Annotated in this window: 20 protein-coding genes and 1 tRNA gene; 12 read left to right on the top strand and 9 right to left on the bottom strand. The window is 33.1% G+C overall.

Annotated elements, in window-relative coordinates; genetic code table 11:
* The first annotated feature begins 25 nt into the window (after positions 1 to 25).
* A complete protein-coding gene (gene prfA, locus EU92_RS06425) occupies positions 26 to 1,120 on the top strand; it encodes a peptide chain release factor 1 (protein WP_032513777.1) in 1,095 nt (364 codons plus the stop codon).
* A 12-nt stretch (positions 1,121 to 1,132) separates the two neighbouring features.
* Here the strand turns inward: prfA and EU92_RS06430 are convergent, their stop codons facing one another.
* Positions 1,133 to 1,636, bottom strand: a complete 504-nt coding sequence (locus tag EU92_RS06430) for an HNH endonuclease (RefSeq protein ID WP_193741745.1) — start codon at positions 1,634 to 1,636, stop codon at positions 1,133 to 1,135.
* Positions 1,637 to 1,704: 68 nt separating this feature from the next.
* Here EU92_RS06430 and alr point away from each other — a divergent pair, with 68 nt between their 5' ends.
* Positions 1,705 to 2,904 carry an alanine racemase gene (gene alr, locus EU92_RS06435; protein WP_032513779.1) on the top strand — a complete coding sequence of 400 codons (1,200 nt, stop codon included), beginning with the start codon at positions 1,705 to 1,707 and terminating at the stop codon, positions 2,902 to 2,904.
* 61 nt (positions 2,905 to 2,965) lie between these two features.
* Positions 2,966 to 3,054 (top strand) — tRNA-Ser (locus EU92_RS06440).
* A gap of 426 nt (positions 3,055 to 3,480) precedes the next feature.
* Here EU92_RS06440 and EU92_RS06445 read toward each other — a convergent pair.
* Together EU92_RS06445 and cobJ are read right to left on the bottom strand one after the other, a co-directional pair.
* A complete protein-coding gene (locus EU92_RS06445) occupies positions 3,481 to 4,269 on the bottom strand; it encodes a TIGR01548 family HAD-type hydrolase (protein WP_032513780.1) in 789 nt (262 codons plus the stop codon).
* Between the two features lie 89 nt (positions 4,270 to 4,358).
* Positions 4,359 to 6,179 carry a precorrin-3B C(17)-methyltransferase gene (gene cobJ / locus EU92_RS06450; RefSeq protein ID WP_032513781.1) on the bottom strand — a complete coding sequence of 607 codons (1,821 nt, stop codon included), beginning with the start codon at positions 6,177 to 6,179 and terminating at the stop codon, positions 4,359 to 4,361.
* Between the two features lie 341 nt (positions 6,180 to 6,520).
* Between cobJ and psaA the strand changes: the two genes are divergently transcribed.
* The 3 genes from psaA (at position 6,521) to EU92_RS06465 (ending at position 12,122) form a co-directional block, all read left to right on the top strand.
* A complete protein-coding gene (gene psaA / locus EU92_RS06455; protein WP_032513783.1) occupies positions 6,521 to 8,806 on the top strand; it encodes a photosystem I core protein PsaA in 2,286 nt (761 codons plus the stop codon).
* Positions 8,807 to 8,833: 27 nt separating this feature from the next.
* Complete coding sequence (psaB, locus tag EU92_RS06460) at positions 8,834 to 11,062, top strand: photosystem I core protein PsaB (protein WP_032513784.1); 2,229 nt, start codon at positions 8,834 to 8,836, stop codon at positions 11,060 to 11,062.
* 103 nt (positions 11,063 to 11,165) lie between these two features.
* Positions 11,166 to 12,122 (top strand): glycosyltransferase family 2 protein, encoded by a 957-nt coding sequence (locus EU92_RS06465; RefSeq protein ID WP_032513785.1) that lies wholly within the window; start codon positions 11,166 to 11,168, stop codon positions 12,120 to 12,122.
* Between the two features lie 11 nt (positions 12,123 to 12,133).
* On the opposite strand, the gene EU92_RS06470 is transcribed toward EU92_RS06465, so the two are convergent.
* Entirely contained in the window at positions 12,134 to 12,526 is a 393-nt protein-coding gene (locus tag EU92_RS06470; RefSeq protein WP_032513786.1) for a hypothetical protein, read from the bottom strand.
* A 93-nt stretch (positions 12,527 to 12,619) separates the two neighbouring features.
* On the opposite strand from EU92_RS06470, the gene EU92_RS06475 reads away from it, so the two are divergent.
* Both EU92_RS06475 and EU92_RS06480 read left to right on the top strand, forming a co-directional pair.
* Complete coding sequence (locus tag EU92_RS06475; RefSeq protein ID WP_032513820.1) at positions 12,620 to 12,733, top strand: photosystem I reaction center subunit VIII; 114 nt, start codon at positions 12,620 to 12,622, stop codon at positions 12,731 to 12,733.
* A 29-nt stretch (positions 12,734 to 12,762) separates the two neighbouring features.
* Positions 12,763 to 13,362: a photosystem I reaction center protein subunit XI gene (locus EU92_RS06480; RefSeq protein ID WP_032513787.1), complete on the top strand. Its 600-nt coding sequence runs from the start codon at positions 12,763 to 12,765 to the stop codon at positions 13,360 to 13,362.
* Between the two features lie 46 nt (positions 13,363 to 13,408).
* Here EU92_RS06480 and EU92_RS06485 read toward each other — a convergent pair whose 3' ends face one another.
* Entirely contained in the window at positions 13,409 to 14,167 is a 759-nt protein-coding gene (locus EU92_RS06485; protein ID WP_032513788.1) for a C40 family peptidase, read from the bottom strand.
* A 3-nt stretch (positions 14,168 to 14,170) separates the two neighbouring features.
* On the opposite strand from EU92_RS06485, the gene EU92_RS06490 reads away from it, so the two are divergent.
* Positions 14,171 to 15,079 (top strand): serine hydrolase, encoded by a 909-nt coding sequence (locus EU92_RS06490; protein WP_032513789.1) that lies wholly within the window; start codon positions 14,171 to 14,173, stop codon positions 15,077 to 15,079.
* Here EU92_RS06490 and EU92_RS06495 read toward each other — a convergent pair.
* Complete coding sequence (locus tag EU92_RS06495) at positions 15,076 to 15,288, bottom strand: hypothetical protein (RefSeq protein ID WP_032513790.1); 213 nt, start codon at positions 15,286 to 15,288, stop codon at positions 15,076 to 15,078. The two genes, EU92_RS06490 and EU92_RS06495, sit on opposite strands and share 4 nt — an antisense overlap.
* Before the next feature lies 1 nt (position 15,289).
* Positions 15,290 to 15,913 (bottom strand): recombinase family protein, encoded by a 624-nt coding sequence (locus EU92_RS06500; RefSeq protein WP_241432555.1) that lies wholly within the window; start codon positions 15,911 to 15,913, stop codon positions 15,290 to 15,292.
* A gap of 303 nt (positions 15,914 to 16,216) precedes the next feature.
* Here EU92_RS06500 and lipA point away from each other — a divergent pair, with 303 nt between their 5' ends.
* On the top strand, positions 16,217 to 17,110 hold the full coding sequence (gene lipA, locus EU92_RS06505) for a lipoyl synthase (protein WP_193741746.1): 894 nt from the start codon (positions 16,217 to 16,219) through the stop codon (positions 17,108 to 17,110).
* A gap of 8 nt (positions 17,111 to 17,118) precedes the next feature.
* Here the strand turns inward: lipA and EU92_RS06510 are convergent, their stop codons facing one another.
* Positions 17,119 to 17,412 (bottom strand): YciI family protein, encoded by a 294-nt coding sequence (locus EU92_RS06510; RefSeq protein WP_032513793.1) that lies wholly within the window; start codon positions 17,410 to 17,412, stop codon positions 17,119 to 17,121.
* A complete protein-coding gene (gene gltB, locus EU92_RS06515) occupies positions 17,413 to 21,987 on the bottom strand; it encodes a glutamate synthase large subunit (RefSeq protein ID WP_032513794.1) in 4,575 nt (1,524 codons plus the stop codon).
* A gap of 195 nt (positions 21,988 to 22,182) precedes the next feature.
* On the opposite strand from gltB, the gene rpsL reads away from it, so the two are divergent.
* A complete protein-coding gene (rpsL, locus tag EU92_RS06520; protein WP_032513795.1) occupies positions 22,183 to 22,557 on the top strand; it encodes a 30S ribosomal protein S12 in 375 nt (124 codons plus the stop codon).
* Between the two features lie 24 nt (positions 22,558 to 22,581).
* A complete protein-coding gene (gene rpsG / locus EU92_RS06525) occupies positions 22,582 to 23,052 on the top strand; it encodes a 30S ribosomal protein S7 (protein ID WP_032513796.1) in 471 nt (156 codons plus the stop codon).
* Positions 23,053 to 23,096: the final 44 nt, after the last annotated feature.

The raw sequence follows: 23,096 nt of genomic DNA, 5'->3' as shown, positions 1-23,096 counted from the left end.
TTTCAAAAATTAATCTCTATTTTAATTGGAATACTCAACACTAATTGCAAGGTTGAAAGCTGCTTCAGAAAGTTTTGAAAGTTTGGAGATACAGCTTGCAGATCCTGATATAGCTAATGATCCTAAAAAATTAGAATCAATAGCAAGAGAAAGGTCAAAATTGGAACCTTTGGTGGTTGATTTTAAGAAGTTGCTTGATACTGACAAGGAAATTGAAGATTCGAAAAACCTACTTAAAGAGAATAGAAATGATAAAGAGATGGAATCCTTAATAAATGAGGAGTTAACTAACTTAGAGGAATGTAAGAATGAACTTATTCAAAAAACCACAATCGCTTTATTACCAAAAGATCCAAGAGATGAGAGAAGTGTAATGTTGGAAATCAGAGCAGGTGCTGGAGGTAATGAAGCATGTATATGGGCAGGAGATTTAGCAAGAATGTATGAAAGATATGGGCAAAAAGTTGGATGGTCAGTAAAACCTGTTAGTGCGTCTGAGTCTGATATGGGAGGATTCAAAGAGTTAGTGATCTCTGTTAAGGGAGATTCAGTATATAGTCAACTTAAGTTCGAGGCTGGTGTACATAGAGTACAAAGAGTTCCAGCCACTGAATCTCAAGGTAGAGTTCACACTTCTACGGCTACAGTCGCTGTAATGCCTGAAGCTGATCCTGTTGAGGTTAAGATTGATCCAACCGATTTAGAGGTTGGTACAGCAAGATCAGGAGGGGCAGGGGGACAAAATGTTAATAAGGTAGAGACTGCTATTGATCTTCTTCATAAGCCAACAGGTATAAGAGTCTTTTGTACTCAAGAAAGATCGCAATTGCAAAATCGTGAACGAGCAATGGAAATTTTAAGAGCCAAACTATATGAAATTCAATTAAAAGAAGCAAATGCTAAAGAAAGATCACAAAGGCTTTCACAGGTAGGAACTGGCGATAGGAGTGAAAAAATTAGAACTTATAATTTTAAAGATAACAGAACAACTGATCATAGATTGTGTTCTAATTTTTCTCTTGAACCAATTCTTGCTGGTCAATTGGATGAAGTAATTGATGAGTGTATCGCTCAAGAACAAAAGAGAATGATGGAAGATTTTAATAACCCAGTAAATTAAGAATTTATTTTATTATTTCCCCCCTATTACGTATTTACTCCATTCTTTATGCCTGCCAGAGTCAATTTGTCTTGTAGCCTCAAAATTAAGATTACTTAGTGGACGGTATGGCTTTCGTTTTAAAGGCATGTTTGCCTCTTCTGGCGTACGGTTACCTTTTTGTACATTACATCTTAGACATGCCGTAGTAACATTTTCCCAATTATCTGTTCCACCTCGGCTTCTTGGTAAAACATGATCTATTGATAAATCACTCCCTCTATAGTTACAGTATTGGCAAGCATTATTATCTCTTAGAAGAATATTTTTCCTTGTTAAAGAAACTTCCCTGAAAGGTATCTTTACGTAGTAACGAAGTCTTATAACTGTAGGTAATTTTTTGTCGCAATGTATTGAGCAAGATTTATCTTCCTCTAAGCTTTCTGCTTTACCTTTGATCATCAAGATTACAGCTCTTCGCCAAGAAGTAATGTTTAAAGGTTCATAAGATGCATTTAATACTAGAGTCTGGCTCATGCCAAAATACAATTTACATGTCATGCTAACTGTATATTTCGATTAGCGCATCTAATTGTGCAAAGTTAATGCAAATTCGGCAAACAAACCAGGAATTAAATTTTGACACCTATCCAACTTCTGAAAAAGATATAGATCCAAAACAAAGAGCATGGATTGAAGTTAGAGGAAAGGCACTAGAAACAAATGTAAGGGAGTTAAGATCGAAATTAAGTAAAAGCTGTCAATTTATGGCAGTTGTTAAAGCTGATGGATATGGACATGATGCAAAAGTAGTATCTAAATATGCTATCAAAGGTGGAGCTTCGCAATTAGGAGTTGCCACTTTAAAAGAAGGGATTAAGCTTCGTTCTTATGGAGTTAAAATACCAATTCTTATACTAGGCAATTTGCATACCAAAAGGGATTTAATAATCTCTTTTAAAAATGATCTTATGCCAACTATCAGCAGTATAAGAGATTGTTTAATTTGCAATAATATTGGAAAGCAATTTGGGTCGAAATTTTCTTTACATCTTAAAGTTGATACTGGAATGTCAAGATTAGGATTTGAATGTAATAAATTTGTTCAGCAATTTGAAAAAATAAAATCTTTTGAAAATATTTCTATAAAAGGAATTTATAGTCATTTATCATCTGCAGATAAACAGAACGCATTAGATCCTTCAAGCAGTGCGCAATTGCAAAAAAAGAAGTTTCAGGAATTATTAAAGCAAATTAACGTTGAGAAAAATCAAAATATCAAGATTCATTTGGCTAATTCCGCGGGCATGCTTCTCAATAAAGATTTTCATCATCAAATGGTACGTGTTGGGCTATCTATGTATGGATATAGTCCTCTTCTAAAAATAGATAAAAATTTATCGCTTAAACCAGCTTTATTTTTGAAGGTCAAAGTAGCTTTTATAAGAATTATTGATAAAGGTGTAGGCGTAAGTTATGGAGGCAAATTTGTAAGTAGTAGAAAAACTAAGTTGGCTGTATTAAGTATTGGTTATGCAGATGGAGTACCAAGAAATCTTTCAGGAAAGATGAACGTTATTCATAATAATAAATTTTACCCACAAGTTGGATCAATAACTATGGATCAAATGATGGTGGACATAACAGGATCAAATGAAATTAAAATTGGAAGTACTATGGTTTTACTAGGATCTGATGGAGACAAAACAATTTCTCCTATTGATTGGGCCAGAGAATCTAATACTATTCCGTGGGAAATTCTTTGCTCTTTTAAAAATAGATTACCTAGAGTTCAAGTTGATTAGACATTTCGATTAAATAAAAAATTTTGAATGTTTGCAAAAATATTGATAATGTATAAGAACTGGAGAGGTGGCTGAGTGGTTGAAAGCGGCTCCCTGCTAAGGAGTTACAGGAGGTAACTTTTGTCGAGGGTTCGAATCCCTCTCTCTCCGTGGTTTTCAGGTAAGTGTAAGTAGTTATGAATCCGAGAATTTAGGATATAGCTTTGATATAGATCATTTTAAGGCTTTGTTCTTCAGTATAAGTATTGCTGAAAATTAAAAAAGTTGTGGCGAATGTTTGGCCAAGACCCTTTTTAGAAATTAAGTTAGTTCGTATAAATTCCTATAAGTTGGCTTAAGTACTATTTTTTGATCGTCAACGGAGCTCCTCCACCGTTTTTATTAGTTCTGAATTTTTTTACATTAGTGATAAATTTTGTTTTTAACTAGCATTTAATCAGATATAAAGATTAATCTTTTCTATGTGAGAAAAGTTTTTTGTAATTTTGTAGCTAATAAAATTTTCCTTAATCTTTAAATTTACTTCCCTGATTGCTTTTATAGAGATTCTGTTTAAAAATTTTTTAATTGTTATTTTTAAAATAAGTTAAGATTAATATCTGTTAGGTCATTAATAGAATTTAGAATCAAGTCAGCACCTACTTTTTTTAAATTTATTTCATATTCATGACGTTCTTTTAATCTAGACTTTAAATGTAAATGAGGGGGAGCTATACCAATACTTATAAATTTCTGAGATGGTATTTCCTTTCTAGCATTGATAACTGTTTTTATATCTGCAATAGTATCTCCTACATATGCAATGGGCAAATTTGATGGGCCAAATTTATCTCCAAGAAGCTTTTTTGATAAGTTAATAAACCCTTTTGGATCAGGCTTGTCTGGGGCATCTTCCATTGATACTAATGGAGGTGATTTTAGGCCAAGCCTATTTTCTAAAATAAATTTTGCAGAAACAGACTCTGCACCGCTCACAAAACCCCAAATTATTCCATTGCTTTGTAATGATTCAAAAAACTTTTTATCAACTAATAATTTTTCGTTTTTTATGAATCCAGACCAATTCTTACTATTTTTATTGGGATTTCCTCCAAAATAAAATTCTCCAAAAGATTTAACGATTTCTTTTCTTGAAGGTATTTCAATATTTAAGTTCTTTTTTTTTATCCATCTTTTTATGAGTTCTAAACTTAAATCCCAATCATTATTCCAGATTCCTTCATTTTTTGCACTATCAATATCTATATAGGTTGGCTCCCAGCCTGAAAATTTGTAAACTGTTTTTATTAATGAAAGCCTGTAACTATTCTCTACGCTACGTATTACACCATCTATGTCAAATAAAATTAAACCAATATTGTTCAATGAATTATTTAATACTTTCTATAAGAGATTAATATTATTATTAGAAAAAAGCAAAGGAATATTCTTGATTAATAATTAATTATCTTAATTTATTTTTGTAAATAGCCTCTGGACGTAAGAAATATTTCATCCATTAAAGTGGTTTGAGAATTACCAATAATGATTATTGATAACATATCAATTTCTTTAAAAGGAATGGTTTTTAAAGTAAAGAATTTTTTGGATTGATTTTCTCTCCCGACTTGCCTAGCTATTAAAACAGGAGTATCTCCTTGTCTAAATTTTAAACATAGATCAGTTGCACTTTTTAACTGCCAATTTCTTTCAGTTGATTGAGGATTAAAAAAAACTATTACAAAGTCACCTAATAGAGCTCCTTCAATTCTTTTTTCTATTAAAGACCAAGGTGTTAACTTATTACTTAAGCTTATTGAACAAAAGTCATTAATTAATGGTGCCCCACTGAGAGCAGCAGCCAATTGTACGCTACTTATCCCAGGATGCACTTCAAAGTAAGGCCTATATTCTTTTTTGATTTTTTGAAGTAGTTCTAAAAGTAAACCAGCCATACCATAAAATCCAGATTCACCTGACGAAATTAAAGCCACTTTTATTCCTTGTTCGGCTAGTTTTATTGCTTTGTTGCATCTTTTTTTTTCCTCAGTAAGTTTACTTTCAATTAAAACCTGGTCACTCCTTTTTAATGGCTCAATTAAATCTAAATACATTTTGTATCCGATCCAAACAGTACATTTTGAAAGTGCTTTTCTTGCGTTATTGGTTAGGAAAGAGATATCTCCAGGCCCACTTCCAATAATATGTATTTCGCCATTGGCCGGATAATATTGATTTTTTGATTCTGCTATGGCGATAGTTACTGCACCAGATTTAATTGTCGACAAATCTTCATTTTTAAAAATTCTCTTTTCTTGTAATAATTTTGATTCTTCTCCTGCTGCGAGTAAGCAAGAAGCTTCTGCTACTGAAGATGTGCCAATTTCCTTTTGCACTACATTTGATGGATTTGGAACAATCACTTTTGAAAGATCTTCTTTACTGAAAAACTTTACAGGCACGTTATTTTCTTCAGCAAGTTCTAAAATCCCCTTCTCGTCTTTTTTAATATCAATAGTTGCAAAGCCCGCAATTGAATGCTGTGATAAGTAACTTGACTTGAAAAATTTATTTAAAGAATTTGCTATTAATTCTTTGCTGGTATTTCTCTCGCAACCTATGCCAACCCATAATGTAGAAGGATGCCATGTTTTCTTGTGATGAGTATATACGCTGATATCAAAAGTCGAGCTTTCTAAATAAGGATCTGTCTCAACTAAATATTTAATATGCCTAGATGATTCAGAATTTCTCCATAAAATATTACCCGATAATTGTTTGCAAAATATTTCTTCGTTATTAGCTTGTTGTATTACAAGCTTTGACCAATCTTTTGATTCGCCAGATCTTTTCCACCCCCACTGTTTTCCAAAAGAATCAATATTCAGATTGTTTTGATCATTTGAATTATTAGTTTCTATTATTTTGCCACCAAATAAATTAGAAATCTGAAATGCAATATTTTGTGTATTTGATTGATGTGAACCAATTATAGGTATGATTTTAGAGCCTTTTTTATCAATTACTATTACACCAGGATCCTTATCCTTAGTGGTTAAAAAAGAATTAATTAATCTAATAGAGGCTCCAATTGAGCCAATAAAGATAATTAAATCTAAATTTTCCCATTTTTTTTTGAAAACTTCTTTAGGCTTAATGAGAGGTATTCCATTATCTTTCATTTTTCTCTCATTAATTGAGCAAGCAATATAAATTTCATCAATAAATTCGGTTTTCTTTAGCCTTTTTAAAATTACTTTCGACGTATTAGATAAACCTATCGCGATGCCTTTCAAATTAAAACTTCTTTTTTTTGTTATGTTGAAATTATATCTTGTAAGTGTAAAGAAAAAATTTTTTCGTCAAATATAAAAAAATATTTAAGATATTCTACTATTAAAATGAGTATATATACTCAAAGCCCAGTCATATTAATAGATCTTACAAAAAAAAGAGAAAAGTAACAAACAGTGAAACATTTGTTACTTTGTCACATGATCAAAGAATCTTTCGCTTATTATTTTTGGTAACCAAATTCTTTATATTGATTGGTTTGAACCTAAAAAGTTTACTATTAATAAATGTAGGCTTTATGTTCAGAAAATCTGCTTAAAGACTTATTACTTAGAGGTGCTAGATGACCATCAGCCCACCAGAAAGTGGAGAAAAAAACAAGAAAATTTTGGAATCACCAGTAAAGGCTGATCCAAAACCAATTGATTTTGCCAAATTAGATAAACCAGGTTTCTGGTCAAGTAAATTATCTAAAGGTCCAAAAACTACAACATGGATCTGGAATTTGCATGCAGATGCACATGATTTTGATGTACATACTGGCGATGCTGAAGAAGCTACACGTAAAATATTTTCAGCTCACTTTGGACATCTTGCCGTAATTTTTATATGGATGAGTGCTGCATTTTTCCATGGAGCTAGATTTTCAAATTACACAGGTTGGTTAGCTGATCCCATACATGTTAAACCTGGTGCTCAGCAAGTATGGGCAATTGTTGGTCAAGAAATGCTAAATGGCGATCTTGGAGCAAACTATAACGGAATTCAAATAAGCTCAGGAATATTTCAAATGTGGAGAGCTTGGGGCATAACAAATGAATCAGAACTAATGGCTTTGGCTATTGGAGCTGTAGTTATGGCTGCATTGATGCTTCATGCGGGCATCTTCCACTATCATAAAGCAGCCCCGAAAATGGAGTGGTTTCAAGACGTTGAGTCTATGATGAACCATCACTTAGCTGGTCTTTTAGGATTAGGTTCTTTAGCTTGGGCTGGGCACATAATTCACATAGGCGCACCAACAGCTGCTCTCTTAGATGCGATTGATGCGGGGTCACCTCTAATTTTAAATGGGAAGGAAATCGCATCTGTTGCTGATTTACCTATGCCTCATGAATTATGTAATCCAGCGGTAGTAAGTCAAATATTTCCTGGTTTAGCCGCCAGGTCAGCTGAAAACTTCTTTACAGGTAACTGGTGGGCATTCTCTGATTTTCTTACATTTAAAGGTGGATTAAACCCCGTAACTGGAAGTTTATGGATGACAGATATCGCTCATCATCATGTTGCAATAGCAGTTCTATTTATTATTGCTGGTCATATGTATAGAACTAATTATGGTATTGGTCATAGCATGAAGGAAATATTAGATGCTCATCAGGGAGATCCAATTTTATTTCCTGCTCCTCAAGGTCATCAAGGTCTATTCGAATTTATGGCAGAGAGTAGACATGCTCAATTGGCTGTCAACCTAGCAATGCTTGGTTCTTTATCAATAATAATCTCTCATCATATGTATGCGATGCCTCCTTATCCATACATGGCAATTGATTATATGACTGTTTTAGGAACTTTTACTCACCATATGTGGATAGGCGCCTTGTTCATAGTTGGGGCAGGAGCACATGCTGCTATTGCTATGGTTAGAGATTATGACCCTGCTAAAAATATTGGTAACGTTTTAGATAGAATCCTCAAAGCCAGAGATGCTCTAATAAGTCATCTAAACTGGGTTTGTATGTGGTTAGGTTTTCATAGTTTTGGTCTATATATCCACAACGATACTATGAGAGCTTTAGGAAGACCTCAAGATATGTTTAGTGATAAAGCAATTCAATTACAACCTGTTTTTGCTCAGTGGATACAAAATATACAATCTTCTGGAATTGGTACAACTCTCCTTGAAGGTAATGGAGTAAGTCAAGTATTTAATGGAGAAACTATTACTATTGGTGGAAAAATTGCTATGAAGGCAATCCCCCTTGGTACAGCTGACTTAATGATCCATCACATACATGCATTTCAAATCCATGTTTGTGTACTAATTCTTCTAAAAGGCGTTTTATATTCTAGAAATTCTCGTCTAATTCCTGATAAAGCTTCTCTAGGCTTTAGATTTCCTTGCGATGGTCCAGGAAGAGGAGGTACTTGCCAAGTTTCTGCTTGGGACCATGTATTCCTTGGTTTATTTTGGATGTATAACTGTATTTCAATAGTTATATTCCATTTCTCTTGGAAAATGCAGAGTGATGTTTGGGGACTCACAGGTGGAAATTTTGCACAAAGTTCCATCACCATAAATGGTTGGTTAAGGGATTTCTTGTGGGCTCAAGCTTCGCAGGTTTTAACTAGCTATGGACAATCAATCAGCATGTACGGTTTGATGTTCTTAGGTGCACACTTCATTTGGGCATTCAGTTTAATGTTCCTCTTCAGTGGAAGAGGATATTGGCAAGAATTGTTCGAATCAATTGTTTGGGCTCATAACAAACTAAAAGTGGCTCCCACCATTCAACCAAGAGCCCTATCTATTACTCAGGGACGCGCAGTAGGCGTTACACACTTCCTTGTTGGCGGTATTGCTACCACTTGGGCCTTCTTTCATGCTCGCCTTTTCGGGCTGGGCTAATTACCTGAACTTTACCTTTTTAATTCAATGGCAACAAAATTTCCATCATTTAACCAGGGTCTAGCTCAGGACCCAACAACTCGACGAATATGGTACGGAATAGCTACTGCTCATGACTTTGAAAGTCATGATGGTATGACAGAAGAAAAGCTTTATCAGAAGCTTTTCTCTACACATTTTGGTCATCTAGCAATAATTGCACTCTGGGTAGCTGGTAACTTATTTCATATTGCTTGGCAGGGTAACTTTGAGCAATTTGTTCTAGATCCAACTCATGTTCGTCCAATTGCTCATGCTATTTGGGATCCTCACTTCGGATCCGGAATTACTGAAGCAATGACTCAAGCAGGAGCTGACGGACCAGTCAATATAGCTTATTCAGGTCTATACCACTGGTGGTACACAATTGGTATGAGGACTAATGAACAACTATTTCAAGCTTCTATATTTATGAGTATTTTGGCTTGTTGGACTTTGTTTGCAGGCTGGTTACATTTACAACCAAAGTTTAGACCATCACTAGCTTGGTTCAAGAATAACGAATCTAGATTAAATCATCATCTTTCAGTATTATTTGGATTTAGCAGTATTGCTTGGACAGGTCATTTAGTTCACGTTGCAATTCCTGAGTCTAGAGGTATTCATGTAGGTTGGGATAATTGGTTAACAGTTCTTCCTCATCCTGCCGGTCTAGCTCCTTTCTTCTCACTTAACTGGGGTGCATATGCACAAAATCCTGACTCCTTAGAACAAGTTTTTGGAACAGCAGAAGGAGCTGGAACAGCCATCTTTACATTTCTAGGAGGTCTTCATCCACAAAGTGAAGCTTTATGGTTAACAGACATAGCGCATCATCATATAGCTATAGGTACAGTTTTTATAATCGCTGGACATATGTATAGAAATACTTTTGGTATTGGTCATAGTCTTAAAGAAATTACAGAAGCTCACAATACTAGACATCCCTTAGATCCTCACAAAGGAAGCTTTGGTATAAACCACGATGGACTTTATGAAACAGTTACTAATTCACTTCACTTTCAACTTGGTTTAGCATTGGCAGCTCTTGGAGTAGCTACTTCATTAGTTGCCCAGCATATGGGTGCTCTTCCATCATATGCATTTATTGCAAGAGACTATACTACACAATCTGCTTTATATACTCATCATCAATATATAGCTATGTTTTTGATGGTTGGAGCATTTGCTCATGGAGCAATATTTTTTGTAAGGGATTACGACCCTGAACTAAATCGAGATAACGTTCTAGCAAGGGTATTAGGTACTAAAGAAGCTTTAATCAGTCACCTTAGTTGGGTAACAATGCTTTTAGGTTTTCATACCTTAGGCATCTATGTTCACAACGATGTAGTTGTAGCTTTTGGAAATCCTGAAAAACAAATTTTAATTGAGCCTGTATTTGCTCAGTTTGTTCAAGCTGCTCAAGGAAAAATGATGTATGGCTTTAATGCTTTACTATCTGATCCTACAAGTGCTGCTAGCGTTGCAGCAAATTCTTTACCAGGCAATCATTACTGGATGGATTTAATCAATAGGCAAGATGCATTAAGTGCTTTTTTACCTATTGGTCCTGCTGATTTCCTAGTACATCATGCTATTGCTCTAGGTCTTCATACAACAGCCTTGATTCTTATTAAAGGTGCGCTTGATGCTAGAGGAACAAAATTGATTCCTGATAAAAAAGATTTAGGTTATGCTTTCCCTTGTGATGGGCCAGGTCGAGGAGGTACTTGTGATAGTTCATCTTGGGATGCCATTTACTTATCAATGTTCTGGGCATTAAATTTAATAGCATGGGTAACCTTCTATTGGCATTGGAAACATCTAGCAATATGGCAGGGTAACGTAGCACAATTTAATGAATCAGCAACTTATCTAATGGGTTGGTTTAGAGATTACCTTTGGTTAAACTCTGCTCAACTTATTAACGGGTACAATCCTTTCGGAGTAAACTCCTTATCTCCTTGGGCTTGGATGTTCCTATTCGGTCACCTAGTTTGGGCTACTGGTTTCATGTTCCTAATATCATGGCGCGGTTATTGGCAAGAATTAATTGAAACATTAGTTTGGGCTCATCAGAGGACACCAATAGCTAATCTTGTAGGCTGGAGAGATAAGCCAGTTGCACTTTCAATTGTTCAAGCTAGATTAGTTGGGTTATCACATTTCACAATTGGAAACATACTTACATTTGGTGCTTTTGTAATTGCATCAACATCAGGTAAGTTTGGTTAAAATCTCTTTTAATAATAAAAATCACCACATTGGTGGTGATTTTTTTTGTTTAATTTTATTGTTCTAAGTTAAGTTAAAATTATATTGTTTTTATCAAATAAAAATGTCAGATATAAACCAATTAATCTCTATTATTATTCCTGTTTTCAACGAAAGTGAGAGTATTGTTTTTTTAATAGATGAAGTTATAAGTGTAATGGCAGCTAATAAATTTAATTTCGAATTGATTGTCGTAAATGATGGTTCTAAAGATGATACTCATCGAGTATTAAAACAACTAACTCTTAAAATTCAAGAACTTTCAGTAATTTGTCTTCGTAAAAATTATGGACAAACCGCAGCAATGGCAGCTGGCTTTGATAATTCTAAAGGCGATATTGTAATTACTTTAGACGGCGATTTACAGAATGACCCAAACGATATTCCTAAATTAATATCAGAAATTAATAATGGCTATGATTTGATCTGTGGATGGAGGTTTGATAGAAAAGATAAATTAATTAATAGGAAGATCCCATCAAAAATAGCAAATAAATTAATAGCTCAAGTAACAGGTTTGAAGTTGCATGATTATGGATGCTCTTTAAAAGCTTTTAAAAAAGAGATAATAGATGATATTAAGCTATATGGTGAGCTTCACAGGTTTCTGCCAGTTTTAGCAAATATTGAAGGTGCAAGAATTAAAGAAATTAAAGTCAATCATAGAAGCCGGAAATATGGGTCTAGTAAATATGGAATTGATAGAACATTTAGAGTTTTAATGGATTTACTAACTGTTTGGTTTATGACAAAATTTTTAACAAGACCTATGTATGGATTTGGTTTTGTTGGAATCATAAGTATACTTGTAAGCTTTGCCATGAGTTCTTATTTGATAGTTCTAAAAATTATGGGTGAGGATATCGGAAATCGTCCGATGTTAATGTTTTCATTAATATTAGGAATTGCTGGTGTTCAATTATTCAGCTTTGGTTTATTAAGCGAACTTTTAATTAGGACATATCATGAAAGTCAAAATCGACCAATTTACAGAATTAGATCTATAAGTAATACCAACTAATAATTGAATTTTTACTTGAATTTTCTTATTAGAAAAGCTGAAATCTCAATAACCTCAGGAGAAATATCTCTTAAGCCTTTTCGCAAAATTGGTAGTGTTGATTTATCAGCTAATTCTTCGGCAATTTTTAATGCTTTTAATTTATCTTCTGCATTTCCTTGAAAAAGAGTGAACATTTTATTTCTTTGAGACTTTTTATAAAATAATGAATAATATTTTTCTTCATGCTCGTAAGAAAAACTTTTTTTATTAGATAAAAATTTATTATTATTTTTTCTATCTCTTTTAACTTTCTTAGGATAAAATTTTTTTATATTTATCGCATTTTTAAGCTTTTGTTTTTTAAAAATTAAGATTAATAGTCCAATAAAAATAATAAGAAGTATTGAGAAAAATTTTAACATGTAAACAGTTAATAATATTTATATCATCTAGTAATAAAAGTAACACTATTTCTTATAAAAATACTAGAGTATTTAAAGATGTTTAAAATAACTATGCCATCTGATTTAACAAGTCTTTTACCTTCAATTTTTGTTCCATTAATTGGTATTGCAATGCCGGCTGTTTTTATTGTATTGATTGGAAGATTTATCACAGCTACTGAATAAATTATTAAACACTAAACTATTAAAAAAAAATGAGCGACTTTCAAAAATCATTCTCAGAATCAACAAGTTCTATCAAGTTTGATGAAAAATACATAGATAATTCTGTACAGCCACACGACATTGGTGTTGCAGATCAATGGGCAGTAAAAACGGTTGATGACCCATGTGTTGGAAATTTAGCTACACCAGTTAATAGCGGCTATTTTACAAAAGCTTTTATTAATAATTTGCCTTTTTATAGAGAAGGTATTTCTCCAAATTTCAGAGGTTTAGAAACTGGAGCTGCTTTTGGTTATCTCTTATATGGTCCTTTTACTATGACTGGCCCACTAAGAAATTCTGAATTTGCACTAACTGTAGGGCTACTAGCAGCTATAGGAGCGGTGCATATTATGACAGCACTTTTAGTTCTATATAATGCACCTGGCAAAGCACCTAATGTTCAACCTTCAGATGCTACGGTTAATAACCCCCCAAAAGATTTATTTACAAGAGCTGGTTGGGCTGATTTTACAAGTGGATTTTGGCTAGGAGGCTGTGGCGGAGCTGTTTTTGCTTGGCTACTTGTTGGTACTCTACATTTAGATACCCTTATGCCAATCATTAAAAATATTTGGACTGTGGGTTAATTCCTAAAAAAAAGAATAAGCAATATTTAAAAATTTAATTTTATTGCTATCTTATAGTTCTATCCCATCTATAACTTCTTACTACTCTTCCTGCTGAAATTAGTTTGGATTTATAATGCAATGAGATTTTATTATTAGATTCATTCAAGCTATCTAATCCTATTCCATTTCTTCCAAACTCCCTACCAGAGCAATGGTAATATAAGCCATTCCCTTTGTAGATTCCAATATGATCGCATTTTTCTTTATTTCCAAAAAATAAAAGATCCCCTGGATCAAGCACTCCATAAGATTCTTTGAAATAAAAAAGATGTTTACAAAAACTTTTTATTTGATAAGAGTCTCGAGGTAAATAAATATTGTGCTTGAAAAAAGCAGTCTGAATTAACCCTGAACAATCAAAATTTGGTCCTAAAGTGCCTCCCCAAAGGTATATATTATTTAACTCAGATTGATCTTTAATCCATTTCAAAATTGAGGGAATTTTATCCTTGATAAAGGATTGTTCACTTTTAAAACTCTTTGTTTTGCTTAATTCGAATTTCTCAATAATCAATCCATCTAAATTTATCCAACAGACGTAACCATCTTCATATAGTTGAACTAGAATCCTCGAAAATTCTTGGTTATATTGATGAATATTTGGATAAAGCAATTTAAAAATTCTATTTTTAAAAATTTCGGTCACTAATTTATTTTCTGATTCATTTTGATATCCAGAAATATTAACTTTTAATTTCCACCAAATAGTTTTTGAAAAATTAGTTTGTTTAAATAGTGAAATAGTGTCTTTATAATTATCCATAAAATGTCCTTCTACTATTTAAGTAAAGAGATGGGTCTAGCCTTAAATGATATTTTAGGGAGAGTATGCTCTTATAATAAAGATTTTTCAAGAGAAGATATTGCCATAACTTGGATTAACTACAAATGTGAAAATAAAAGAGTATTTAAAGGTTTTGGATTTGGTTTTAATAATAAAAAAAAGGTTTATCCTGCTAGCGTAGTTAAGTTGGTTTATGGCCTCGCGGCATATTATTGGATTAAAAAAGGAAGTTTATTATTATCAGATGAAATCATTGATGCTGTAAGAAAAATGTTGTCTTTCTCAAGTAATAATGCGACAAGTTTTTTAATTGATTTACTTACTGGAACCACCAGTGGACCCTGTATTGAGGGAGAATTATGGGAAAATTGGAAATATCAAAGAAGTATAATAAATGATTGGCTACATGATTTAGATTGGAAGGAATTGATTGATATCAATTGCTGTCAGAAGACATGGGATGATGGTCCATTTGGCCGCGAAAAAGAATTTTATGGCTATGAAAATAACAATAGAAATGTAATGACTACTGATTCAGCTGCAAGGGTTTTCGAGGAAATTATGATTCATATTGATTACCAAACAAATGACTTAAATTTAAGAACTTTTTTAAAAAGAAGTTTAAATAAAGTTGTTCTTAAAAACGATTCTCTTAATCAAATAGATGGTTTTTTAGGTGAAGGGTTACCAGAAAACATTAATCTCTGGAGTAAAGCAGGCTTAATGTCTGAAGTAAGACATGATTCTGCTTGGTGGATTAATAGCCAATCACTACAAACTTTATTAGTTGTTTTTTGTAATGGAGAAAAATATTCCATAGATACTTCTTTACTACCCCTAATCGCAAAAGAAATATATGAATTTAACAAGAGACATATTATTAGAGACTAAATTAAATCGTCTAAAAAATTAGAATCTAATTTGTCAGTGTAGGCTTCATAAGGTAACATCATCACTTCTTCAAAATCTAAATCATGAATAATCCATTCTCTATATTCTGCTAATAAACTTTTTCTATCTTCATTATCTAATTCATAAATACGTAATGCTGTATCTTTAAAATTTTCTTTGATAAGATTTTCAAGTTCGTTTTTATTCATATTATTTACCCTCTCCTTCTAAAATTACTCTTCTGATAGTTGATAATGCTATTCCTGTTTGTGTTCTAATTGATCGATATGAATGACCCTCATCACGCAATCTGATTACAAGAGATTCCTTTAAGGGACTAATCTTAGGCCTCCCTCCTAAATTATTTCCAGTTAATCTTCTTTTTAAAACGTTTTCTTTTTTCCTTTCTCTTAGGCACTCATTATCTAAATTATCTAATTCACATAGAATATTAAAAATTAAAGATGATGGATTTGGTGAATTTTTAGAGGTAAAAAATCCAGACAAAGTTCGTAACTGAACATCTTGATTTAAAAGTTTATTTATTATTCTTATACATTCATTTCTACTAGAAAAAGCCCGGTCAAGTTTAGTTATGACTAATTCATCTCCTTTGGACAACGCTTTTAAAGCTTTGTTGAATTCTGGCTTTATTTCTGCATCAAGACTTAAGAGTTCAGTAAATATTATATTGCAACCTTCATCTTTTAAATATTTTATTTGTTCATCTAAGTAAGAAATTTCACTATCTATTGCTCTAGCATATCCTATAGATTTTTTCTTTTTATTCTTCTCAGATAGAAGAGATCTTTTCCTTTTGAATTGAAAAGTCAAATTTTTTAAAGATATATTTTTTACTGTATCAAATTCTATAAAAAAAAACACTAAATAGAACAAAATAAGTAAGTTAATAGTTGTAAAAGAAAATTCTCTACTTTAATTAATAAGTTTTTTTACTGTATTAAAAATTACGTTCTAAAAACTGTTCTATATATTTCTATAGAACATATATTTTTTTAAGTTTACTTTGTAGTCTTAGGTGAATTGGCAATATTTCTTTTCACTACAGATGAATTTAAATAGTAAAATTTCACAATTTTGATTAAAATCAAATCAGATAAAGCTGATCAAAGTAATTTGACTATTATTTCCAAAAATGCAGCAATAAAACCAGAGTGGTTAAGAGTAAAGGCTCCTCAATTTGAGAGGATAGGCAACACAGCAAATTTATTAAGTGATTTAAAATTAAATACAGTTTGTCAGGAGGCAAGCTGTCCAAATATTGGTGAATGTTTTGCAAGTGGTACTGCGACTTTTTTAATCATGGGACCCGGTTGCACTAGAGCTTGCCCATATTGTGATATTAATTTTGATAGATCTAAAAGAGATTTAGATCCAACTGAACCTCATCGTTTAGCAGAGGCAGTTTCTAGGCTGAATCTTAAACACGTAGTTATTACATCAGTTAATAGAGATGATCTTGATGATGGTGGTGCATCACAGTTTTATCAATGCGTTTTGGAAGTGAGAAAAAAATCTCCAGAGACAACAATTGAACTTTTAATCCCTGATTTTTGTGGCAATTGGCAAGCGCTTGAATTGGTTTTAGATTCAAAACCAAATGTCTTGAATCATAATATTGAAACTGTAAAAGGTTTATATAGGAAAGTAAGGCCTCAAGGTAATTATCAAAGAACTTTAGATTTGCTGAAACGCACAAGAGAATATTTTCCGAGTGTTTATACAAAATCCGGATTTATGTTGGGATTAGGAGAAAGTGATGATGATGTTTTAAATCTTCTTTCTGATTTAAAAAATCATTTCGTAGATATAGTTACTATTGGTCAATATTTATCTCCTGGCCTAAAACACTTGCCTGTTCAAAGATTTGTAAGTCCTTCAAAATTTAATTTCTTCAAATTGTTTGGAGAAGATAATCTTGGTTTTATGCAAGTAGTAAGTTCTCCTTTAACACGAAGTAGTTATCATGCTGAAGAGATTCAAAAATTAATGAAAAAATATCCAAGATAAGCGCATTATTATTTTGAAATATCGATCCATTCACTTAATTTCCAATCAACAATTTTATTTTTTATCATCGGATCCTCTTTAACTATTTTTAGTGCTTCTTGATAATTTTTCACCTCTAGTGTCAAAAGACCACCGGCTCCAGGTTCCTTAATTTCATTTACTAGGAATCCACTTTTTACATTAACTCCAGCTTTTTTTAATTCTTTTATCCACAATATGTGCTTATCTACAAATTTCTTTTTAAGTTTGTTATCAGTTATAAATTCCTTTTTAATGATTTCTGTTTTGACAAAAATTGGCATTTATTGAGTTTTTAATCCAAGCATTGTTTCTTCGCTGGGCGGAACGATGACTTTGAACAAAGATTTAAAATTAGTCCATTCTTTAAGAATATTAGCTGCTTTAGGACTCAGGGTTTTGTGATGATAATCATTAATTATTTCTAATAAAATCTTTTCTTGTTGTGGCGTCTTTATCTCGTAGATACTTACTATTTCTTTATTTACCTTTTTTTCTACATCATCTTTTTCATCAAGTATAAATGCTACTCCCCCAGTCATGCCTGCTCCAATATTTCTTCCTGTAGAACCAAGAATTACAATTTTGCCACCAGTCATATATTCGCAGCAATGATCTCCTGCACCTTCAGTTACAGCAACTGCACCACTATTTCTTACTGCAAATCTTTCACCGGATTTACCCAATGCATATAACTTTCCTCCTGTAGCACCATAAAGACAAGTATTTCCCAAAATTACTTGCTCCGAAGAGTTATTATCTATCCTAGGGGGGATAATGGTAAGTATTCCTCCATTCATCCCTTTGCATACATAATCATTGGCCTCTCCAATTAATTTAATAATCATTCCTTTTAATAAGAAAGCTCCAAAGCTTTGACCTGCATGACCATGAAAAATTAGATTAATTGCGCCTCCAAAGCCTTTATTACCATAATGCTGAGCAAGCTCTCCTGAAATTTTTGCACAAACACTTCTATCAGTATTTTTGATTTCAATCTTTTTAGTGAATTCTCCATGATGAGTGAGCGCATTTATGAATTGAGCATTAGTTAAAATATTGTCTTCCAATACAGTTCCATTAGTATGTGCATTTTTCGAATGCTTTATCCATGATCTATCTTTATAGATGATTTCATTATTTACAAGAGAAGTTAGATCTATATTTTCCGTTTTAGGTAGACTAATATTTCTTGTAGTCAAAAATTCTTTGTTACCAATTATTTCTTCAATTGTTTTCACACCAATGTTACTCAATATTTGTCTTATTTCTTCAGCGATATAGATAAAAAAGTTAACAACATTATCTGGTAAACCTTTAAACCTCTTTCTTAATTCTTCTTTTTGAGTGGCTACGCCAACAGGACAAGTATTTTTATGACAAACACGTGCCATAACGCATCCCTCAGCAATCATTGCTACTGATCCAAATCCATATTCTTCTGCTCCTAAAAGAGCAGCAATAACCACATCCCAACCTGTTTTAAGGCCACCGTCAGTTCTCAGAAGTACTCTGTCGCGTAAATTATTTTCAAGAAGTGATTTATGTACCTCTGCCAAACCAAGTTCCCAAGGTAATCCAGCGTGCTTAATGGAGCTTAATGGAGAAGCACCAGTCCCTCCATCATGCCCAGAGATTTGTATTACATCTGCGTTCGCTTTACTTACACCAGCTGCTATAGTTCCAATACCAATTTCAGAAACAAGTTTCACACTTACTTTTGCTTTAGGGTGAACCTGATGAAGGTCATGAATCAGTTGTGCTAAATCTTCAATAGAGTAAATATCATGATGCGGCGGTGGTGAAATTAAAGCTACGCCAGGTTTACTATTTCTTAGTTTTGCTATGTAGGAATCGACTTTCGGTCCAGGAAGTTGACCTCCTTCTCCAGGCTTTGCACCTTGGGCCATTTTAATTTCAAGTTGTTTTCCACTTCTAAGATATTCAGGTGTCACTCCGAATCTTCCAGAGGCTATTTGCTTTATAGCAGAGCAAGCCGTATCTCCATTTTTAAGACCTTTGATGAAAGGTAAAGTTTCTGATTGAGTATTTTCATCAATATCGTTTAATGCATTAAAACGTGCTGGATCTTCACCACCCTCCCCACTATTACTTTTCCCACCTATTCTATTCATCGCGACAGCCAATACCTCATGAGCTTCTCTTGATAAAGCCCCTAAACTCATCCCTCCAGTACAAAATCTTTTACAGATTGATTCAACACTCTCAACTTCATTTATTGGTATTCTTTTCCTCTTTGAGTCTATTGTCAGTAAGTCTCTTAGAGCAGTTATTGGTCTTTTACTAATAAGTTCTTGATATAACTTGAAGTGGTCATAATCTGGTCCTTGTTTTACAGCTGAATGAAGTGCCTTTGACATTTCAGGATTATTTGAGTGATATTCTCCATAATTTCTAAATTGAACAAATCCTAGAAATTCGAGTTTTTTCAGATCTATTTCTGGATAAGCTTTTGTGTGAATTGATATTGATTCATTAGCTAACTCTTTTAGCGTGATTCCAGCAATTCGACTTGTTGTTCCATTGAAACCAAGTTTAATTAAATCAGAGCCTAATCCTACAGCTTCAAAAATCTGAGCCCCGTGATAACTAGAAAGCAGTGAGATGCCTATCTTAGAAAGTATTTTCCTCAGGCCATCTTCTAAAGCTTTTTTAGTATTGCTCTGAACCTGATCTGTTGATAATGAATCTATTTTTTTACTCTCTATCAGTTTTTGAGTCTTAGGGTGTTTTAACCAATGTCTTCCTGATTCAAAAATTAGCCAAGGACAAATAGCACTCACTCCATATCCAATCAGGCATGCTAAATGATGAGTACTCCAACATTGACCAGTCTCAATAATTAGCGAGGCTTTTAATCTTATTTCTTTTTTAAGAAGGTAATGATGAATTGCACCAACAGCTAATAGAGGGGGGATAAAACTTTTTCTTGAGCTAACTCCTTTATCGGAAATAATAATTAGAGCACATCCATCATTAACTGCTTTTTCGCTTTGCTTGCAAATATCATTTAACTTGCCTTCAAATCCTTTGGTTCCTTCTTTGATTTCAAATAAGGTTGAAATTGTTTGAGATTTAATTTTTGATTCTTTTATAGAAATTAATTCTTCTTCGTTGAGGATTGGACTATGGAGATGAATAAAGGGCTTAGCATCTTTTAACATAAATGGTGAACATCTTTCTCCAAGATGCATTTCTAGACTCATCACAAGTTTTTCACGAAGAGGATCTATGGGAGGATTAGTTACCTGGGCAAATCTTTGCTTGAAATAGTCATATAAGATATGTGGTTTTGATGAGAGAACGGCGAGAGGGATATCATCTCCCATACAGTAGGTTGGCTCTTTGGCTAGTGAAGCCATTGAGTCTAAGATCATGTCATTATCTTCAGCAGAAAAACCATATGCAGTTTGTTGTTGTAATAAATCAAGGTCTTTTAATTGGCATTCTTTAAACCAGTTATTATTTTCGATTTTTACAGTTCTATTTTCGAGCAAATTTTTATAATTATGTCTTTGGGCTGCTTCAGATTTTACTTCCCAATTTCTTAGGATTCTATTTTGATGAAAATCAACTGCTAACATTTGTCCAGGACCTAATCTACCTTTTTCAATAACTCTTTCTTCTTCAAGATCTACCACGCCTGTTTCGGAGCCCATTACTACAAATCCATCATTTGTAATTGAATATCTTGAGGGTCTTAGACCATTTCTATCAAGTGTTGCTCCAACAAAATTACCATCTGCAAATACTAGTAGAGCGGGACCATCCCATGCTTCCTGGAGACTAGCGGAGTATTCATAAAATGCTTTGATCTCTTCTCTATTATCCAGTTCTGGTTGATCTCTAAAAGCTTCAGGAACAAGTTTTAATAATGAATCAGTTATTGGCTGGCCTGATCGAATATTTATCTCAAGAGTTGCATCAAGATTGGATGAATCACTTTTATTCACATCTACAATAGGTTTAAGGTCAGAAGCTGATTCTCCCCAATATTCATCTATGTGTGCTTCTGACGCTTTAGCCCAATTAATATTTCCTAAAAGAGTATTGATTTCCCCGTTATGCCCTAAAAATCTCATAGGCTGAGCAAGTGGCCATTTTGGGAGAGTATTTGTACTAAATCTCCTGTGGTAAACGGAAAATGAGACCTTAAAATTCTCTTTTTTTAGATCTTGATAAAACTCAGATAATATTTCAGACCTAACCATACCTTTGTATACAACTGTTTTAGAACTAAGTGAGGCAAAATAAAATTCACAATCCCCAACATCGTTTTTAAAGTTTTCTCTTATTTTTTTTTCAATTCTTTTCCTTAACTGGAACAAAAGCCTTTCAATATTCTGATTATCTTTTGTATCTATGTATAAAATCCACTGACATATGAATGGGGCATTTGCTTTAGCTAAAGTTCCTAATATTTCATTATTTACAGGAACTGTTCTCCAAGATGTTTCTTTGAATCTTAATTTTCCTGCTTCCTCCTCACATATTGATTTGCATTCTTCAATTTTCTCTTTTTTATTAGGCATAAAAACCATACCTAGACCTCTGTCCAATTTTTGATTATTTATTAGATTCATTTCTTTATCTAAATAACCCCATGGAATTGAACATAGAATGCCTGCCCCATCTCCTGAATCGCTATCTCCCCCACAACCTCCTCTATGCTCCATGCAGTTAAGCCCCTTCAGAGATTGTTTAAGTATCCAGTTGCTTTCTACCCCTTTAATATTTGCTATGAAACCAACTCCACACGCATCTTTTTCACCAATTATTCCATTTGGGGAATAACTATCTTGATATGGCTCAACGATTCTTTTGATACTATCACCCATAGATTATTTAATCTTATTTAGTTATTTATGTATTTCTATTATAAAAATAAATGGGAAAATAAATCTAAAAATAATGAATATTTACCAAAGAATTTTAATTTCACAAATTTTTAAAAAAATATGATTAAAAACTTTAAGTTGGTGCTCGTAAAAGGTTATGATAGTTAAATCTTTATTTTTATCAAAATATAATAGATGCCCACCATCTCACAATTAATAGGTTCAGAAAGAAAACGTCTGACTAAGAAAACAAAATCTCCTGCATTAAAAGCTTGCCCTGAAAGAAGAGGGGTATGTACGAGAGTTTATACATCAACACCAAAAAAACCTAATTCTGCTTTAAGAAAAGTCGCAAGAGTGAGATTAACTTCTGGTTTTGAAGTAACGGCTTATATACCCGGTATTGGACATAACCTTCAAGAACACTCTGTAGTTCTACTTAGGGGTGGAAGAGTTAAGGATTTACCAGGAGTTAGATATCATATAATAAGAGGAACTTTAGATACGGCTGGAGTCAAAGATAGACGTCAATCCAGATCTAAGTATGGAGCAAAAGCTCCAAAAGATTAATTTTAAACATCTCTTTCTAAAAAAATGTCACGTCGTAATGCAGCAGTAAAAAGACCAGTTCTCCCAGATCCTCAATTTAATAGTCGTCTTGCTTCAATGATGATCTCAAGATTAATGAAACATGGTAAAAAGTCCACAGCTCAAAAAATTTTATCTGATGCTTTTTCTTTAATAAGTGAGAGAACTGGTGGGGATGCAGTCGAATTATTTGAAACAGCTGTAAAAAATGCTACTCCTCTTGTCGAGGTAAGAGCTAGAAGAGTTGGTGGTGCAACATATCAAGTACCCATGGAAGTTCGCCAAGAGAGGGGTACAGCTATGGCATTAAGATGGCTTGTTACATTTTCACGTGCAAGAAATGGCAAAAGTATGTCCCAAAAACTTGCTGGTGAGTTGATGGATGCAGCAAATGAAACTGGTAGTGCAGTTAAAAAAAGAGAAGACACTCATAAAATGGCTGAGGCTAATAAAGCTTTTGCACATTACAGATATTAATTTCATCAAAAAGGTACTTAAGTAGTTTATTATTATAAAAGTTT

This window comes from Prochlorococcus marinus str. MIT 9107, assembly GCF_000759855.1.
Lineage (GTDB): Bacteria > Cyanobacteriota > Cyanobacteriia > PCC-6307 > Cyanobiaceae > Prochlorococcus_A > Prochlorococcus_A marinus_N.
Note: the sequence above shows the minus strand (reverse complement) of the source record. Positions and strands in the feature narration are given on the sequence as shown.

Bases quoted from the DNA above. Each gene is read 5' to 3' on its own strand.
- EU92_RS06430 (WP_193741745.1), bottom strand. From the start codon at position 1,636: ATGAGCCAGACTCTAGTATTAAATGCATCTTATGAACCTTTAAACATT.
- alr (WP_032513779.1), top strand. From the start codon at position 1,705: ATGCAAATTCGGCAAACAAACCAGGAATTAAATTTTGACACCTATCCA.
- psaA (WP_032513783.1), top strand. From the start codon at position 6,521: ATGACCATCAGCCCACCAGAAAGTGGAGAAAAAAACAAGAAAATTTTG.
- psaB (WP_032513784.1), top strand. From the start codon at position 8,834: ATGGCAACAAAATTTCCATCATTTAACCAGGGTCTAGCTCAGGACCCA.
- EU92_RS06465 (WP_032513785.1), top strand. From the start codon at position 11,166: ATGTCAGATATAAACCAATTAATCTCTATTATTATTCCTGTTTTCAAC.
- EU92_RS06470 (WP_032513786.1), bottom strand. From the start codon at position 12,526: ATGTTAAAATTTTTCTCAATACTTCTTATTATTTTTATTGGACTATTA.
- EU92_RS06475 (WP_032513820.1), top strand. From the start codon at position 12,620: ATGCCATCTGATTTAACAAGTCTTTTACCTTCAATTTTTGTTCCATTA.
- EU92_RS06480 (WP_032513787.1), top strand. From the start codon at position 12,763: ATGAGCGACTTTCAAAAATCATTCTCAGAATCAACAAGTTCTATCAAG.
- EU92_RS06485 (WP_032513788.1), bottom strand. From the start codon at position 14,167: ATGGATAATTATAAAGACACTATTTCACTATTTAAACAAACTAATTTT.
- EU92_RS06490 (WP_032513789.1), top strand. From the start codon at position 14,171: ATGTCCTTCTACTATTTAAGTAAAGAGATGGGTCTAGCCTTAAATGAT.
- EU92_RS06495 (WP_032513790.1), bottom strand. From the start codon at position 15,288: ATGAATAAAAACGAACTTGAAAATCTTATCAAAGAAAATTTTAAAGAT.
- EU92_RS06510 (WP_032513793.1), bottom strand. From the start codon at position 17,412: ATGCCAATTTTTGTCAAAACAGAAATCATTAAAAAGGAATTTATAACT.
- gltB (WP_032513794.1), bottom strand. From the start codon at position 21,987: ATGGGTGATAGTATCAAAAGAATCGTTGAGCCATATCAAGATAGTTAT.
- rpsL (WP_032513795.1), top strand. From the start codon at position 22,183: ATGCCCACCATCTCACAATTAATAGGTTCAGAAAGAAAACGTCTGACT.
- rpsG (WP_032513796.1), top strand. From the start codon at position 22,582: ATGTCACGTCGTAATGCAGCAGTAAAAAGACCAGTTCTCCCAGATCCT.